Below are 17156 nucleotides of genomic sequence, written 5' to 3'. Positions count from 1 at the left end.
TTTTTGTTGCACGGGACCCACGGTGCAACCAGCACCCGGCTTTCCCTGCGCCCTCTGATATCGAGGAGGGTGGAAAGTGAAGCAAAGCTCGGGCAGCTCATGCCGCGAGAATGCGGAGTCACATCCCCACGCTGTTTGACATTCAACTCAGACCTGACCCCGTCATTGCGAGCAAAGCGAAGCAATCCATGCTTCCGCAAGCGGCGAGATGGATTGCTTCGCTCCGCTCGCAATGACGCCGTCGTCCTGGCGAAGGCCAGGACCCATAACCACAAGCGCTTGTAATGTGCTCCGCTGCAACCGCATGCTCGCGCCACAACACCTCCCTGTGGTTATGGGTCCCGTCTTTCGACGGGACGACACCGATGCGAGGTTCGACCCATCCCTACCGACTGCGGACACAGCGCGGCACTTTGAAAGCCTTCTAATTGCCTCGGCAACGGTTGAGAGGCAGATAGACTGATGATTCGCTGGCCGGCTCCAGGCAAAGGACGTGACGCACATCTATCATCGCATCTTCGATCAGTTCCGCGTCTTCGACTCCGAGGGAGTATCAAGGGAGGACGACTTCGAGGGGACTGCGCAATGGCTCGAATCTCCCGGCTGCCTGTTCCAGCGAAACAATTTCATCCTTGATCGCATGATACGCAGCGAAGGCGTGATCAAGGCCGGCCTGTTCGTCACCATCGTGTTGAAGGGCTCAGGCCAGGGAGGTCCGCATCGCGATGTCACGCGGTTCCGCTACTCGGAAAATTCGATTGTCGTGATGGCTTTGCGGAAACCGCAGCTCTGGAGCGGCGAGGCCTCCGGCGGAGTGCGTATGTTTGCCGCGGGCCTCGCGTTTCCCAAGGCATCGATCGATAGGCTCGGCCTGCAGCGCGAGTTCCTCGAGCTGTTTTCCTCGGCGGAGTCGGATGAATTCGTGGTCACGCTGAAGGCACCGCCACGCATCCTTGCCATGGCAACCGAAATGCTGTCTCCGACACTGGATGGACGCGCGGAAGAGCTGCTGCTGTCCGCGCATGCCATGGAAATTCTCGCGCGGGTCATATCGATCGCGGGCAAGCGCGCGAGCATGGAGATGGCCGACGACCACAAGCAGCGGCGGCTGCGCGCGATCCGCGACGCGATCGACGCGGATCTGCGGCGCCCGTGGAAAGTCTCCCAATTGGCGCGCGAGGCCGGCATCAGCCGTCGCTCCTTCAACACCCACTTCCGACGGGTGTTTGGCGTCAGCGCCTCCGAATATCTGCGGACGCGCCGGCTCGAATCGGCACGCGATGCGATCATCGAGCAGGGCCTGTCGATCAACGAGGCGGCCTATCTCGCGGGCTACGGCAACCCCGCCAATTTTGCGACCGCGTTCCGCAAGCATTTCGGATACGCCCCCAGTCGCTGCCGTCAGCCACCGAATTAGAATAAGAATAATTCTATGTAGTGGGCCGGCTGATTGCGATGTATGCACCAATCTAGCGAAGCGTGTACCGCGACGGAACGTCTCGGCGACAATCTGGAGCTTGTCGACAACAGATCAAAGAGTTTTTGCGCAATCGCAAAGGCGTCAGCTTCGCAATTCTTGCACTCACTCCCCTTGAGTCTGCGGGCGTTCCGCGACGGGGGATATGGCGATGGAATTCAAGCGAAAGAGCGAGTGGGGCCTCGCCCTTGTGACGATTTGTGGCTTCGCTGCGATGGCGTTCACGGACACGCCGGCACTGGCGCAGAGTCCGTCCGGCGCGGAGCAGCCGAGATCGAACACCGAATTGCCGCCGGTCACGGTCGATGCACCTCGCCAGCAGCGCAGCCGTGTGGCTCCGGTGCGATCGACGCGGGCTGCGCGATCCGGCCGCAACGTCGCGCGGCGGACGCCGGCCCCGGTGACGCAGGAAGCCGCCGCGCCGGGCGGAGCGGCCGGACGCTCAAGCGGCGAGAGGGGTACCGGTCCGGTGGTCGGCTATCTTGCCAAGCAAAGCGTGACAGCGACCAAGACGGACACGCCGATCCTGGAGACGCCGCAGTCGATTTCGATCGTCACCCAGGACCAGATCCAGGCGCAGGGCGCGCAGAACGTCGCCGAAGCGTTGCGCTATACGCCTGGTGTCACGGTGCAGAGCTTCGGGGCCAATGCGTTCTTCGACAACTTCAAGCTCAGAGGCTTCGATGCGCCGAGATATCTGGATGGCCTGCGGCTGCCGCTGGACAACACCACCTTCGCCGTGCCGCGGATCGAGACCTATGGGCTCGAGCGGATCGAGGTGCTGAAGGGGCCGTCGTCGGTGGTGTATGGCCAGTCCGAGCCGGGCGGTCTGCTCAACATGGTGAGCAGGCGGCCGACGGCGACGCCGCAATACACGATCGAGGGCACGTTCGGCTCATTCGATCGCTTCCAGGGCGCGTTCGACCTCGGCGGCCCGATCGACAAGAATGGCGAGTTCCTCTACCGCATCGTCGGGCTCGCACGCGACAGCAATACCCAGACCGATTTCGTGCATGACAACAAGCTGTTCATTGCGCCGAGCTTCACCTGGGCCCCGACGACGGACACCAGCTTCACGCTGCTCTCGCAGTACCAGAAGGCCGACAACAGGGGCTACCAGCAATACGTGACGGGCCAGGTGTCGTTCCTGCCCAACCCGAACGGGCACGTTCCATACAGCCGCTATCTCGGCGTACCCGGGGCTGACGGCTACAATCTCGAGCAGTTCATGGTCGGCTATGCCTTCGAGCACCGCTTCGACAACAACCTGCAGTTCCGCCAGAACCTGCGCTACACCGACGTCACCAACGATCTCTCTTCGGTTCGCACGGAAGGCATGGCGACCGACCGTCTCGTCAACCGCAGCTATAATTATGTGAAGGCAAGCGCCGCCAACATCGCTCTCGACAACCAGTTGCAGGCGGATTTCCTGACCGGACCGCTCGCCCACAAGGTGCTGTTGGGCTTCGACTACTTCAATCTCTGGTCCAACACCGACTATCGATCCGCCGGCATCGCTCCGATCGATGCCTACGCTCCGGTATATAATACCGCTGTTCCGCCCTTCGCATCATTGGCGCCGTTCATCCTGCGCAACGACAAGCTCAGCCAGGCCGGTCTCTATCTGCAGGACCAGATCAAGCTCGATCGCTGGACGCTGACGGTGAGCGGCCGCAACGATTGGGTGAGCACGGATTCGAAGAGCTTCGCAGTCTTTCCGCTCGCCGGCAGCTATTCCCGCGACGACCGGGCGCAGACGGGACGCGTCGGCCTCAACTATCTCTTCGATTTCGGATTGTCGCCCTATGTGAGCTATGCGACGTCGTTCACGCCGAACCTCGGCGCCGATCTCGCCGGCAACTCGTTCAGGCCGACCACCGGCGAAGGCACTGAAGCCGGCGTCAAATTCATGCCGAACGGATCGAACCTGATGCTGACGGCCGCCGTGTTCGAGATCAAACAGCAGGACATCCTCACCGCAAGCCCGATCAATCCGCTGTTCAACGTGCAGACCGACGCGGTGCGCGTTCGCGGCTTCGAGTTTGAAGCGAAAGGCAACATCACCCGCGAACTGGAGATCGTCGGCGGCTACAGCCATCTCGATCCGAAGGTCACTTCAAGCATTGCCGGATATGCCGGCAAGTACATGATGAACACGGCCCAGGACCAAGCCTCGCTCTGGGGCAAGTACACCTGGTACGATGGCCCGGTTGCGGGTCTCGGGCTCGGGTTCGGCGTGCGCTATGTCGGCGAGACCTACGGGGACAGCTTCAATACGTTCGTCATCCCGGCCTATACGCTGTTCGATGCCGCCGTGAGCTACGATTTCGGCTATCTGCGGCCGGACTGGAAGGGATTGAAGGCGCAGGTCAACGTGACCAACCTGACCGACCACTTCTACGTGGCGTCGTGCTTGACCGGCTTGCCCTATTGTGGCTTGGGGAATGGACGTACGGTGCTCGGCACGTTGAAATATAGCTGGAACTAGGACGGCAAAGTGACGGCGGCAACCAGGTCTCTTCGGCGATGGGGTTTCATCCACAAATGGACGAGCCTCATCTGTACGGTGTTCATGCTGCTCCTGTGCATCACGGGGCTGCCGCTGATTTTCCATGAGGAGATCGACGACCTCCTGCACAGCCAGGTGAAGCCGGCTGAGGTGGCGGCGGATGCGCCGCTTGCCGATCTCGATCATCTGCTCGCCAACGCAATCGCCAATGCAGCGGGACAGGTCCCGCATTTCCTGATCTGGGACCGGGACGATCCGAACGCGATGTTCGTCAGCGTTGGGCCTTCGATCACGTCCGATCCGAGCAAGAACCTCTTGATCCGGATGGACGCGCATACGGGCGCCTATCTGGACGCGCCCGACGTCACCGGCCGTTTCACCTACATCATGCTCAAGCTGCACACGGATATGTTTGCAGGTCTGCCGGGCAAGCTCTTCCTTGGCCTGATGGGCATCCTGTTCTGCGTCGCCATCATCTCCGGCATCGTCGTCTATGCGCCCTCGATGCGGAAGCTGAGCTTCGGCACGTATCGCGCCGGCCGGACGCGCGTGGTGCGCTGGCTCGACGTCCACAACCTTGCCGGCATCCTTCTCGTTGCGTGGACGCTGGTGGTCGGCTTCACCGGCGTCATCAACACATGGGCCGACCTGGTCCTGAAGATGTGGCAGTATGGGCAGCTTGCCGAGATGACCGCGCAATATCGCGATCGCTCGGTGCCCGCGAAGCTGACGTCGGTCAATGCAGCGGTCGAGGTGGCGGCGCACGCGGTGCCGGGGATGACGCCAAGCTTCGTCGCATTCCCCGGTTCGATCTTCAGCAGCAAGAGCCACTACGCGGTGTTCCTGCGCGGCAACACGCCGCTCACCTCGCGCCTTTTGAAGCCGGCCCTGGTCGACGCCGAGACCGGCACGCTCACCGACAGCCGCGACATGCCCTGGTACGTCTCGACCCTGTTCATTTCCCAGCCGCTGCATTTCGGCGACTATGGCGGCATGCCGCTCAAGATCCTCTGGGCACTGCTCGACGTGCTCACGATCATCATCCTCGGCACCGGCATCTATTTGTGGGTGCGGCGGCGAAGGGCAGGGGTCAGCGTCGATCGCGTGATCGCGCGCTCCTCCAACCTCGAAAGTCCCGCATTGTCGTCCTGATGACGTCGCGCAAACCCATGCATCGCACGCTTCGACAGATCTTTATCGCGCCCTTGCTGGTCGCGATCGTCAGCACGCTCGGCCTCGTCGGCGCGCTCGTGGGAGACGGTTGGTGGGATGCCCTCTCATGGGTCACCCTGGCCGTCCCGGTTGTCCTCTACTCGCTCTTCATCTGGTGGCGAAAGCCGAATTGAGCGGCCGGCGCCTCAGACGATCTGCGTTGCCATGACAGACAATTTCATGGCTGCCGCGAGCACCTGCATGGCCTGGCTGACATCGGCGCGGTTGCGCGCCGCGCCAAGAGAGACACGGATTCCGCGCGGCGGCTTGTCAATGACGGCGAAGGCATCTTCGCCGACAACGGCAAGCCCGTGGCGCAGCAGATGCGAAAGCAGGTCCATCCGATTCCAGGATGGCGGGATCTCCAGCCAAAGATGATGGCTGGTGGGACGGGATGCGAAAGCGATGCCCTTCAGGATACGTCCCGCCAGTTGCTGTCGTCCCTTGGCTTCGTTGCGCACCGCCTCGATGATCTCATCGGCGATGCCGTTTCGGATCCAGTGGGTGAGGAGCGCGACCATCAGGGGTGGTGACATCTGCATCGTCGCCTGCAATCCGCTGCGCATGGTCTGCGCGGCGGTGGGATCGGGTGCCAGCAGATAGGCGACGCGCAGTCCCGGAGCGATGCATTTCGACGTGCTGGCGGCGAAATAGCTCCGCTCGGGAATCAGGTTTGCGATCGGCGAAGCTGACGGCTCGAGCAGACCATAGGCGTCGTCCTCGATCAGGAAGGTCCCTGCATGGCGGATGATTTCGGCGATGGCCTTGCGGCGCGCCGGGCCTGCGGTGGCGGTCGTCGGATTCTGCTGCGTTGGCACCAGATAGACGGCCTTCGGCTTGTACTTGCGGCATGCATCCTTGAGCGCATCCGGCCGCGCGCCTTGTTCGTCCATCGGCAAGCCGATCAGGCGAACGCCCAATCGGGCGGCGGCTGTCTTCAGGCCGGGATAGGTGAGTGCCTCCGTCAGAACCACGTCGCCGGGCGAGGTGAGGGCGAGAAGCGCATTGAACACGATGGCCTGCGATCCCGGAAAGATCACGAGACGTTCAGCATCCGCATCCGTCACGCGATGGCGCAGCCAATTTGCCGCCATCTCGAGATCGAGATCGCTGCCGCCTGGTCTTGAATAGGTCAGGAACGCGCCGAAGCCGCTTTCCCTGCGAATCGTCTCCAACCCCTGCGCGATGCGAAGATCCAGATTGGCTTCCACCGGTTGAGGCGGAAGATTCATCGAAAGGTCGATCGTGACTTGCGCGGGAACGTGCGACGGCGAACGCACCGTCGTCTCCGAGACGAACGTGCCCTGACCGACCCTGGCGTCCAGCAGGCCGCGCCGGCGCGCTTCGCCGTAAGCGCGGGTGACGGTGGTGAGATCGATGCCGAGCTCGGTGGCGAGCGCGCGGTGCGTCGGCAGCCTTTGTCCGCGAACAAGCCGGCCGCTCTCGATGTCGGACGCCAGCGCATCGACGATCCGCATGAACAGGGGGCCTTGCCATTCGGAAAGTGTAGGGACCCAATCCATACAATAGGCCTGTTTGTCTTTGATTGTATCCATACATTCTCGTACTGTATGACATGCCTCAGGTCAAGGAATTCAGCGATGACACAGCCAGTTTCGCTTGCCCAAGCCGCATTGCGCGGCTTCACCATGCGATGCCCCAATTGCGGGAAGGGCCACCTTTTCCGCCGGTTCCTGAAGGTCGTGGATCACTGCGAAGTCTGCGGCGAGGACTACACGCCGCAGCGTGCCGATGACTTTCCCGCCTATCTCGTCATCGTCGTGGTCGGACATGTGGTCGTGCCGGCTTTGCTCGCCGTCGAGATGGCTTACGCGCCGCCGGCGTGGCTGCAACTCGCGATATGGCTGCCCTTTACGCTGTTCGCATCGCTCGCGCTGCTTCAGCCGACGAAAGGCGCGATCGTTGGCCTTCAGTGGCAAACGGGAATGCATGATTTCGCGCAATCGAAGAATCGAAGGTCGGCTAACTCCGCAAAATCCACCCCGTCCACCGACACCACTTCGCTGAAGAGGCAGGCGCTCACCTGAACGCTGCTCGAACTGGCCTGTGGGCAGAGAAGTTCCGTGAGCCATTTTCACGTAATGAGCCCATCACCAAGATCGTAGCAACAATCGGCGCGGCCATCGTGCTGACAATTTGAAGAAACATTCTCACGTTCGAAAGCGCGGGCCTGCGTCGATGCGTGGCCTGACCGGCGGCAGGCATATTGTGGCTTGCTGAAGGCAAGTCCATGCGCCCATCAGACAGAACCATCCAACCCCGCACGCGTTTGCTTGTTGCGTCGCCGACGTGCCGCAATCTGCAACAAAAAATCACAACTAGTTCCTAGGGCGGAACCCAGGAACATCGCTTGAACGAAGGGGCTTCATTGGATTCCTCTGTCACCGACCGATTGGACACGTGGGCGCAGACCGATTGGTGGCGGCGCGCGGTTCGCTGTCCCCGTTGTGCGGCGTCGCTGCGCGAGATCGACGCGCGGCTGTTCTGTTCCAACGCAACGTGTGAATACTCTAGAAGCGGGTTTCCGGTGGTCGAGGACCAGCCGGTGCTGATCGATTTCGCCGCCAGCGTCTTCGAGCGCGGAATGTATGGTGGTGGCAATGGTTCGGTCTTTCACCGCGACGTTTCGCGCCGCTCGATCAGCTCGCGGCTCCATCAGCTCACCTTCGGTGGCAATCAGGTGGCGCAATCCAACTGTGCTCGCTTCATCGAGCTCCTTAAGCAGGAATCGGAGCGGCCGGTCGTGCTCGTCATCGGCGGAGGTGCGGTTGGCGACGGCGCCGACGAACTCTACGCGGATGACTCCCTCGAGTTGATCGGGACGGATGTCTACGCGTCGCCCTACACGCTGCTGGTGGCCGACGCGCACCGGCTGCCGTTCGAGGACGGCGTGTTCGACGGCGTCTGGGTCCAGGCCGTGCTCGAACATGTCCTTGAGCCTGCGTCCGTCGTCAGCGAGATTCACCGCGTGCTTCGGCGCAGAGGCCTCGTCTATGCCGAAACGCCGTTCATGCAACAAGTGCATGAGCGCGGCTATGATTTCTCGCGCTTCACGCGGAGCGGCCATCGCTGGCTGTTCAAGCAGTTCGCGGAAATCCGCGCGGGCCGCGTCGGCGGCGCAGGCGTCGCGCTGGTGTGGTCGATCCGCTATTTCGCCCGTGCGCTCGGCGCCGGCGACAAGCTCTCGCGCCTGGTCGCGCTGCCGTTCTTCTGGATCCGCCTACTCGATCCGTTGACGCGCGGCCGCCCCGGATCGGATGCGGCGAGCGGCTTCTTCTTCCTCGGACGCCGGGCGGAGCGTCCGCTCGATCCGCACGCCATGCCGCGCTACTACGACGCGCAGAAGTGACGCTTCAGGTGAGGCCTTTGATCTTCTTGCAAGGTGTCGCCGAGGTCGAGGAAAGCTGCACGATGTCGACGACGGATTTCATCGTCAGCACTTCCTTGCTGGTGAGGAAGCGCAGCGTCGCGCTCGGATAGGCGTCGCAGAATTGCGACAATGTCGACGCCGTGGCAGGAACGGTGTCCTGTTTGGGAACGACCGCGATACCGCCGTCCCTGAGGATATAGGCGTCCTTCACATTCGTCATGCTGCTCGCCGCCATACAGATCTTGAACAGATCGTTGTAGGATTGGGGCGGCAACTTCAGATCGCCGCCGAGGCTACCCAACAAGTATTCGCGGCTTCGGCGGCAGTTGTCGGCGCCGGCGTGTGCCGTGCCGGTGGCGAGCACAAGCAGGATCGCCGCGGCAGCGATCCGCCTCATGCCGTCACCACCTCGGCCTGCGGCGCAGGCCGCTCGTTCCGAGCCAGTCCGTAGGTTGCGGCAGCGCATCGTTCCCAGGACAATGCGCGTGCATGGGCCAGCGCGCCTGCGGCAAGGCTCGCACGCAGTTCGTCATTCTCGGCGAACCTGGCGATCGCAGCGGAAATGCTGTCGATATCGGGCGCAACAAGAATGCCGCTTTGATCCGGCAGCACAGCGTCGGGAACGCCGCCGACAGCCGTCGCAACACTCGGCACGCCGCCGGCACCGGCCTCGAGGTAGACCAGCCCAAATCCCTCGACGCGGCCGGAGGAATCCGGAAGGCCCGTCAGGCAGAACAGATCAGCCGCGCCATAGATGTCGCGGATCTCTTCATTCGGCAGCGGACCGAGCAGGCGGACATCGCAGTTCGCGGTTTCGATCAAGCGCTGGAGTTCGTTGACATAGTCGGCCTCGCCATTCGGGCCGATCACGAGCCAGGTGATACGCTGGCGCAGCCGCTCGGGGAGGCGCGCCAGTGCCGCGAGCGTCAGATGATGTCCTTTGCGGTGGGTGATCCGCGCGACGGTGACTATGACCAGCCGCTCCGGCGCCAGCCCAAGGCCGGCGCGGATGTCCGCACGATCGCGTCGCTCGCCGAACCAGAAGTCGGAAACTCCGAGACTGATCGCGCTGATTTGTCCCGCGTCAACGGCAAACCGTTCTCGGAACAGATCCCTGGTGTAGCGGCTGTTCGCCACGATCTCCGTCCGCGGGCCGAACACGCCGGCGCTGCGGATTGCAAATCGCTTCAACGGTGTCTGGGTTTCGTTGATCTCGGTGCCGTGCACGGTCATCAGCACGCGTGCCCGCGTCTGCCAACGCGACAATGCGACGGGAATGAAGAACGGCCAATCGGCCGCATGGATCACATCGTATGGATGCTCCCGAACCTTGTTGCGTGCCAGCAGCATTTTCGCCGGCAGCTCCTTCATCGAATGCAGGCCACCGGCAAAGCGGGCCACTTCGAACGGCAGCGTGCGATCGCGGCCTGCATTGTCCTGTCCGTAGTCCGGCGCAACCACGGTGACGCGCGCGCCGAGCCGGGCCGCGGCGGCGGCGATCTCCCCTGCATAGGTGCCGATCCCGCCCATGGCGGGAGCAAACTCACTGGTCAGCAGCAGGATGTCCACGTCGATGCCTCAAGAGGCCGTGGCCGCGGCGAAGCCGCGGGCGTCCTGAATTTCCTGATGGTAGCGGTACACGCGCGCCAGTTGCGTGGCCGGCGTGAAGTCCTGGATCGCATCGGCGACCTGCTCGGGCGTGATCTTGCCGCCGTCGATGGCGTTGCGGACATCGATGAAGCGCTGTGCCAGAGTCTCCACCATCTCGTCGCGGCTGCCATCGCGCGTCACCAGATAGCCGCTCTGGCCGTCATGGATGACGGATTCGAGCTGCGGCAGGTGCATCGCGACAACGGGACGGCCGACCGCAAGCGTTTCCAGAACGCAGCGCGGCATGCCCTCGAATTCGGAGGTGAGGATGCCCGCATGCGCCTCCGCCAGCGTCTTCGCCATGCCCGTGGCATCCTTGAAGCCGTGGCGAATGGTGATGTCCTCGATCGCGGCAAACTCGCTGAAGCGATGCGGGTCGCTGGTGCCGATATAGTGAAAGCGGATCGGGCCGTTCAGCCGCTGTCGCAATCGCTCGATGGTGCGGAACATCAGCGGCGGGTCCTTGAATTCGTCGAGCCTGCCGGCGAACACGATCTGGAATGGCGACATGCTTTCCGGGAACGGCTGCGGCTGGAAGATGTCGGTGTTGACCCAGGTCCACAGCGTATCGATCTTGTCCTTGCTGCGCGGATAGGTCTTCTGCATCCGCTCGGTGATGAATGGATTAACGCAGAGGAACTTCTCGCTCATCGTCACGGCGAACCGCTCGCCGGTATTGTGCACGAAGGAATATTTCCGGAGCAGCGAATCCATCTGCAGTTTCGGCGCGCCCTCGCCATGCAGCATCTGCACGAAGGGGAGACGCAGGATCGCCGGCAGCCAGGAGAACTCAACGCGACGTAAATCGATCGAGCATCGCCGTGTCCGTACCAGCCGTGCGATCTGGCCGAAATGACGCAGCAGCGCCACGAAGAACTGGCCTGTCAGCGAGGAGCGAATGGTGCGCGCGGCTTCACGCGCCTGGGCATCACTGTAGCGAAGGATCGGAAGGAAATCGAAGGTGCGGCCGCGGAAGGTGACCCGGTGCACTTCGCCGAGGGTGAGGTCACCGATCGAATCCACGCCGACGAACAGGATGTCGGTGTTGTCAGGATGGAAGGTGATGAAGTCGCGGATATAGGTCTCGAGCCCGCCGACCTTTTGGCCGCGCGGATCGAACGGATGGAGCAGGCAGATCTGATAGCGCGGCCGAACGCGGCTTGCATTGCGGGCGCGCAGCGCCAGTGTGACGGTCGAGGTCATGCGGTCTTCCGGATTCGTGCGTTGATGATCTGGGGCAGCGTGCGCGCAACGAGTCCCGGAACGGCGGCCATGCAGCGGGCATAGCGCGGTCCGAGCCGGCTTGGGTTGTTCAGCATGCGCCAAGCCCATTCGAGTCCGGCCTTCTGGGTAACCGACGGCGCGCGCTTCTGCGTGCCGGCGATGAAATCGAGCGCCGCGCCGATGCACAACACACCAGTCCCATCGAGCTCGTCGAGACAGCGCGCGGCAAATACTTCCTGACGGGGCGCGCCGAGCGCAACAAAACAGAGTCTGGCACCGGACTCGCGGATCAGTTCGATCGCATGATCGGCCTCGGCGGAATAAGGATCGAAGTTGGGGCCGGGCGCATACCATCCCACAACTTGCAGGCCCTGGAACCGTTCCGAAAGACGTTGCGCGGTCATCTTCAATGTCGCGTCATTCGACCCAAGCAGGAACACAGGAAGGCCCTTCTTTCGCGCTTCCTCGCAGAGCGGTTCCACGAGATCGGCGCCGGTGGTCCGCTCGATATGCGTGCCAAGCAAACGCGACAGCACGACGATCGGGAACCCGTCCGCCGTTACAAATTTTGCACGACGATAGGCAGCACGGAAGTCAGGCCGCTGTTGCAGTTGAACGACATGATCGAGATTCAACGTGCACACGCTGAAGTTTTCGCCTTGCTGCGCAGCCGATACGATCGAGTTCACCGCTTCGGGAAGTGAACCAATGTTGATGGAGATGCCATCAACATTGAGATTGGATGTCGCAGGCTGCGTCTGTATTTCCGGCATGTCGATCTCCAGGTGCGAGAGAAGCCGAGGTGCGCTGATGGAAGTCGTCGGCATGCTCAATGCTTGTGCGATGGGAACTCGCATCTCGAAGACTCTTCCTCGACGAGCGACGTCACGAAATAGAACTATTGCGTCGCAACGATGGCGATGCCGCTGTGCAAAAATGATTCAGCGCAACGAATGCATTCACTTGATGGAGAGCAGCCATGCAGATGTCGCGACGAAGTGCACTTGCCATTCTCGCAGCCTCAGGCGTCGCTGCGCGTGCAGGAATTTCAACTGCGGCGCCGGCGCAAGGACAGAGTCTCGGTGCAATCGCTGCACAACATGGATTTGCCTTTGGCGCTGCCGCTGGCCCCGTGATCGACAAGGATCTTGCGTATCGCGAGCTTTACACAACGCAGACGCGCATCATCACAACTGACGTTGCGATGAAAATGGGCACGATCGCGCCACAACCTGGCCCCAAACGTTTCGAGAGCGCGGATCGTCTGCTGCAATTTTGTGCGAGCAATCGCATTCCGATGCGCGGTCATTGCCTGATCTGGAATGATTGGGTTCCGCAGTGGATCAAGAGCATGAGCAACGCGGAGCGTCAGGCGTTCTTCGACTCCTATATAGAAGAAGTGGTCAGCCGCTACGTCGGCAAGTTGCATTCATGGGATGTCGTCAACGAGCCGTTCTGGCCCGGCCATAAAGCGCCCGGCGGCTACAGATTAGGGCCGTGGTATGACGCTTTCGGCGGAACCGGCTACATCCGCCGTGCTTACGAACGCGCGGCGATGATCGACAAGAAAACCAAATTTGTTCTTAACGAGGCGCAGACCGAGCGCGATGACGAGGTGGGGCACATCGTGCGCAGCGGATTGCTGCGTCTTGTCGATGAATTGAAGCAGGCTGGCGTGCCGCTCACGGCCGTCGGCTTGCAGGGTCACCTGCAGCCGCGCTATCCGCATGATCCGGGACGGTTCGTCGAGTTCCTGCATGAACTCGCATCACGCGGCGTGGACATCTACATCACCGAATTCGACGTGCGCGACGACACGTTCCCGGACGATATCGCCATCCGCGACGCGATGATCGCCGAGACTGCGGAGAAATTCCTCAACAACGCGTTGCGGGTGCCGGCGGTCAAGATGGTGATCGCCTGGGAGTTGGCGGACAATTATTCCTTCTACACGGATGCTGCCAAGAAGAAGGATCCGCTGGCGCAACGCCTGCCGCGGCCACTACCTTATGATTCATCGATGCAGCGAAAGCCGCTGTGGTTTGCGATCGCGCGCGCGTTCGAGAATGCGAAGAAAGCGTAACAGAATCGTCATGCTCCGGAATGTTGCGGGCGTGCCCGCAGCATCTTCAGGAGTGACGGTGCGTACAGCAGCGCCAGCATTGTCAGATAGACCGCCGCCCCGGCTGCGATATGTGCCGCGAGCATGATCGCATTTCGCGCTTCCGGGAACTCGCGGAGCAGCGCCGCCATCGCGACGGTCGCAACGGCAATGCGCGCCAGGTGCGCAAACGGCAGCGTCAACCCGAACAGCGAGAAGCCGATGCTGAAGCTCGTGGCGGCTGCCGCAGTCGCAGCGAGAACCGTGGCGCCTGCCGCGCCGGCAAGTCCCCAGTAGCGCAGGCACACCACGCTGAGGATCACCGTCATCGTGGCGTCGATGGCGGAGATCGCCATCATCCAGCGCGTGCGGTTATGCAGCAGGAAGACCTGGTCGCCGAAATGGGCGCGAAGGTTGCGGATCGCGCCGGCGAGTGTCGCGAGCGGCAGCACGCTCAGCGTTGCCTGCTGGAACGGAACCGCGATCAGAAGGTGTACGATCTCGAGCCGCAGCATGAAGATGCCGGTCAGGCTTGGCGCGAGAATCGCAACGAGCAGCGCGGTGTTATCGGCAAGCTGCCGCATTGCCGCCTTGCTGCCGCTTTGCTCCATGCTCTTGACTGCGAGCGGAAAGGCGGCGGCCGTCACCAGCATGGCGGCGACCGCGGCGGCGCGTTGTCCCAGTCCGTAACCGACGGCGAACAGGCCGGCGGCGGCCACACCCTGCATCTCGTTGATGATGAAGCGCGAGGCATTGAGGCCGACCCAGCCGAGCCCGCCACCGATGATCAGGGGAACGCCGTAATGCAATGCGTGCACCACGATCTCGCGATCGATCGGCCACAGGCGGCGGCCGTAGGCGATCTTCGGCAGCACCAGCAGCGCAGCCGCGAGTTGCGCGACGGCGTATCCGGCCAGCGGCCATTCGGCGGATTGGCCGAACAGCTTGATCATCACGAGGCCAACGGCAAAGCCGAATGCGGGGCCGACCACCTGCTGGATCGTGTAGACCCAGATCTGCTGCTGGGCGCGGGCGCGCTCGCCGATATAGAGGTTCAGCGAACGGGTCACCACGTAGGCGATGGCCGCAAGCAGCATGCCGAAATGCGCGTCGGGTGAAATGACGAGGCGCAGCACGACGACGATGACAATGCTCTGCAGCAGGACCGACGCCAGCAGCACCGCATTTTCGGTGCGGTAGAAGCGCGGCGCGTCGCCATCCTTGTAGCGGCCGGAGAAGCGCAGTGCGTATTGCGACCACCAGGCCAGGAACGCGATCTGCAGGAATTCGTGTGTGGCGGTGACCAGCGTGATGATGCCGAGCGTGTGATCGTTGACCACATGGGTCCATACGATCATCGCGATCAACTGGAACAGCGGCCCGACGAACTGCGCAGGGAGGTAGAGCAGGGTATGGCGCAGCAGCATCGTTATGCTCCCAGCCAGCGGGCAACGCGCGCGGAGGAGAACTGCCTGACCGCGCCTAGCGCAGCGATGCTGACCAGTGCTGTCAGTCCGAAAGTGATCGCAAAGCTGACGGCGGGGCCGAACTGGCGCAATCCGGCGTGGTCACGCAGCAACATCACCATGAAGATGTGCCAGAGATAGATGAAATAGCTGCCCGAGCCGAGGCTCGCGAGCCAGGCTGCGCTCGGCTGCAACACCAGCAGCGCAAGGCTGAACAGCGCCGCGTACAGGAAGAACGCCGTCGAGTCGTAGACTGCCGCATCGCCGATTCCGGACAGGCGCACGGCCAGATACAGCAAATAGGCGAACAGCATGGCACCGACAATGATCGCGCGCATGCTCCGCGCGGCCACGCCGGCGAACGTTGCCGTCAGCGCGCCGACAGCCATGAACGAGAACCAGAAGGGGATATCGCGCATCCGGGCTTCATCGACGAAGGACTCGGCAAAGCCGAGATGGAACAGCAGGGGATCGAGGTAGCTTCCGGCGACAAGCCCGAAACCGATCGCAAGGGCGAGCAGGATTGTCATCCGCTGCTCCGTGTTCTGCCGGTCCGTTCCGGCGGCAGCATAGATCAGCCACAGCACGACGGTGCAGCCGACATAGACGAACACGTAGTAGTACACGAAGACATAAGCGAGTGCGAACCGCGCCAACGTCGTGGTTACGCGATGATCCATCGCGGGATTGTGCAGGGCCATGTAGAGATAGGCGGCGATGAAGGCGATCGTATAGGGGATCACCGCCGCCTTCAGCCGCTTGAACAATGGCACACGTCCGGCGCGCGCGGTCAGGTAACCGGACGCGAACAGGAAGATGGGTACGCAGGGCCGCAGCGCGGCATCGATCGTCTTGGTCCATGCAAGATCGAGCGGCTGCGGCAGGGAATGGATCCCGATCACCATCAGGATGGCAACGCCCCGCATGGTATCGATCACGGCGTCGCGGCTCGTCGCCCGCGCATCGGTGCGGGCGTGAACGATGTCTGCCTGTGCCGACGCCGCGAGCGTCATCACGCGATCTCCCGATGGGAGATCGGTGCCGCCACCGGCTTGACGAAGCGGCGGTCGTAGAGGTCGGTCAGGTAGCGCCGTGACGGCGTCTCGAAGTATCGGTAGGACAGCACACTCACGATGCCAAGGATGATGATCGACACGGGCGCCAGGATCAGCTTGGCATCGGGAGAGGCGAAAAGCATCAGACGCGAATCCAAGGTGATGATGACGGTTGCGATAGGCATGTGCAGCATATAGCTGGAATAAGTCAGTGGCGCGAAGTGATCGAGCTTGAGCATCGATAGCAACGTATCGCGGCCGCTGCAGTCGAGTTGGATCGCGAGGACGGCGATCACGTAGACCGCAACCAGCGCGGCCATTGGCGTCAGCCACGATCCGAACAAGATGAACGCAACAAGCGTCGAAATCAGGGCGCCGCGCGTTGCGGGCCAGCGCGCGATCTGGTCGCGGTAGAGGGAACAGGCAATGCCGAGGCTGAACGCGGGAACCGCGCGGAAGGCTCCGCCCAAGTTGATCCACTCGGACCATGGCAGGGTATCCATGGTCGCTGCCCAAATGCTGTTGGCAAGCGCAGACAACGCTACGAGCGCGATGATCAGTACTTTGCGCTGCAATGTGAGCGCAACGATCAGCGGAAACAGCAGATAGCAGAACATTTCCGCCGACAATGACCAGCTCGGGAAGTTGAACGTCAACCGTTCACCGACGAAAGCATGCAGCAACAGGAATTGCGCCGGCAGATCGGAGAACGAATAGCGCCCGGGATTGTCCGTGTGCGCGATGCCAAACGAAAGCGCGAAAGCAATGCCAATATAGAATGTCAGCGTGGCGAGATGCAGTGGATAGATGCGGGCGATGCGCCGCCAGAGGAAGCGTCCGATGGCGGGGCCGTCGCCGACGTCGTCATGATATTGACGCGCGATGACGAAGCCGGAAACCACGAAAAACAGGTCGACAAACAGGTTGAAATGCCAGACATGGGCGATGATGATGCGCCCGGTCGGCAGCTCCTTGAAATAATCGGAATAGTGCAAAATCACCACGGCGCAAGCGGCGATGATCCGCAGGCCGTCGAGATGCCGCATCGCGTTGGTGGTCGTGTGCAAAAGT

The 17156-nt window shown here is 62.1% G+C and carries 16 protein-coding genes; 8 read left to right on the top strand and 8 right to left on the bottom strand.

Going from position 1 to position 17156, the window contains the following annotated elements; translation table 11 throughout:
- Positions 1–493: 493 nt before the first annotated feature.
- The 4 genes from ACZXDY_RS11210 to ACZXDY_RS11195 all read left to right on the top strand — a co-directional run bounded on the left by ACZXDY_RS11210 (position 494) and on the right by ACZXDY_RS11195 (position 5332).
- Positions 494–1417 carry a helix-turn-helix domain-containing protein gene (locus ACZXDY_RS11210; protein ID WP_464345515.1) on the top strand — a complete coding sequence of 308 codons (924 nt, stop codon included), beginning with the start codon at positions 494–496 and terminating at the stop codon, positions 1415–1417.
- Positions 1418–1628: 211 nt separating this feature from the next.
- The gene (locus tag ACZXDY_RS11205) at positions 1629–3965 is read left to right on the top strand and encodes a TonB-dependent siderophore receptor (RefSeq protein WP_464345514.1); all 2337 of its coding nucleotides are present in this window, start codon (positions 1629–1631) and stop codon (positions 3963–3965) included.
- Between the two features lie 9 nt (positions 3966–3974).
- Positions 3975–5138, top strand: coding sequence for a PepSY-associated TM helix domain-containing protein (locus tag ACZXDY_RS11200; RefSeq protein ID WP_464345513.1), 1164 nt, complete (start codon positions 3975–3977; stop codon positions 5136–5138).
- Positions 5138–5332, top strand: coding sequence for a hypothetical protein (locus ACZXDY_RS11195; protein WP_028165250.1), 195 nt, complete (start codon positions 5138–5140; stop codon positions 5330–5332). The genes ACZXDY_RS11200 and ACZXDY_RS11195 overlap by 1 nt, the downstream gene beginning before the upstream one ends.
- 12 nt (positions 5333–5344) lie before the next feature.
- Here the strand turns inward: ACZXDY_RS11195 and ACZXDY_RS11190 are convergent, their stop codons facing one another.
- Positions 5345–6754, bottom strand: a complete 1410-nt coding sequence (locus tag ACZXDY_RS11190) for an aminotransferase-like domain-containing protein (RefSeq protein ID WP_245287354.1) — start codon at positions 6752–6754, stop codon at positions 5345–5347.
- Positions 6755–6769: 15 nt separating this feature from the next.
- Here ACZXDY_RS11190 and ACZXDY_RS11185 point away from each other — a divergent pair, with 15 nt between their 5' ends.
- Both ACZXDY_RS11185 and ACZXDY_RS11180 read left to right on the top strand, forming a co-directional pair.
- Positions 6770–7246: a DUF983 domain-containing protein gene (locus tag ACZXDY_RS11185; protein ID WP_464345512.1), complete on the top strand. Its 477-nt coding sequence runs from the start codon at positions 6770–6772 to the stop codon at positions 7244–7246.
- 500 nt (positions 7247–7746) lie between these two features.
- A complete protein-coding gene (locus ACZXDY_RS11180) occupies positions 7747–8568 on the top strand; it encodes a class I SAM-dependent methyltransferase (RefSeq protein ID WP_464345511.1) in 822 nt (273 codons plus the stop codon).
- Positions 8569–8572: 4 nt separating this feature from the next.
- Here ACZXDY_RS11180 and ACZXDY_RS11175 read toward each other — a convergent pair whose 3' ends face one another.
- From ACZXDY_RS11175 to ACZXDY_RS11160, 4 genes are read right to left on the bottom strand one after another with little or no spacing between them, the layout of a single operon-like run.
- Positions 8573–8986, bottom strand: coding sequence for a hypothetical protein (locus tag ACZXDY_RS11175; protein WP_464345510.1), 414 nt, complete (start codon positions 8984–8986; stop codon positions 8573–8575).
- Positions 8983–10158, bottom strand: a complete 1176-nt coding sequence (locus ACZXDY_RS11170; protein ID WP_464345509.1) for a glycosyltransferase family 4 protein — start codon at positions 10156–10158, stop codon at positions 8983–8985. Before ACZXDY_RS11170 ends, ACZXDY_RS11175 begins: the two co-directional genes overlap by 4 nt.
- A 9-nt stretch (positions 10159–10167) precedes the next feature.
- Entirely contained in the window at positions 10168–11442 is a 1275-nt protein-coding gene (locus ACZXDY_RS11165; protein ID WP_464345508.1) for a glycosyltransferase, read from the bottom strand.
- Complete coding sequence (locus ACZXDY_RS11160; protein ID WP_028165254.1) at positions 11439–12236, bottom strand: WecB/TagA/CpsF family glycosyltransferase; 798 nt, start codon at positions 12234–12236, stop codon at positions 11439–11441. The genes ACZXDY_RS11165 and ACZXDY_RS11160 overlap by 4 nt, the downstream gene beginning before the upstream one ends.
- Positions 12237–12377: 141 nt before the next feature.
- On the opposite strand from ACZXDY_RS11160, the gene ACZXDY_RS11155 reads away from it, so the two are divergent.
- Positions 12378–12599 (top strand): hypothetical protein, encoded by a 222-nt coding sequence (locus ACZXDY_RS11155; RefSeq protein WP_464345553.1) that lies wholly within the window; start codon positions 12378–12380, stop codon positions 12597–12599.
- Positions 12596–13546 carry an endo-1,4-beta-xylanase gene (locus tag ACZXDY_RS11150; RefSeq protein WP_464345548.1) on the top strand — a complete coding sequence of 317 codons (951 nt, stop codon included), beginning with the start codon at positions 12596–12598 and terminating at the stop codon, positions 13544–13546. The genes ACZXDY_RS11155 and ACZXDY_RS11150 overlap by 4 nt, the downstream gene beginning before the upstream one ends.
- Before the next feature lie 8 nt (positions 13547–13554).
- Here the strand turns inward: ACZXDY_RS11150 and ACZXDY_RS11145 are convergent, their stop codons facing one another.
- Genes ACZXDY_RS11145 through ACZXDY_RS11135 form a run of 3 tightly spaced genes read right to left on the bottom strand, consistent with a single transcriptional unit; the run spans position 13555 to position 17152 of the window.
- Entirely contained in the window at positions 13555–14991 is a 1437-nt protein-coding gene (locus ACZXDY_RS11145) for a lipopolysaccharide biosynthesis protein (protein WP_028165256.1), read from the bottom strand.
- A gap of 2 nt (positions 14992–14993) precedes the next feature.
- Entirely contained in the window at positions 14994–16043 is a 1050-nt protein-coding gene (locus ACZXDY_RS11140) for an acyltransferase family protein (RefSeq protein ID WP_464345507.1), read from the bottom strand.
- Entirely contained in the window at positions 16043–17152 is a 1110-nt protein-coding gene (locus tag ACZXDY_RS11135; RefSeq protein ID WP_464345506.1) for an acyltransferase family protein, read from the bottom strand. Before ACZXDY_RS11135 ends, ACZXDY_RS11140 begins: the two co-directional genes overlap by 1 nt.
- Positions 17153–17156 lie beyond the last annotated feature (4 nt).

The sequence above is a fragment of the Bradyrhizobium sp. LeoB3 genome (assembly GCF_055456055.1).
This window is presented reverse-complemented; position numbering and strand designations above follow the sequence as displayed.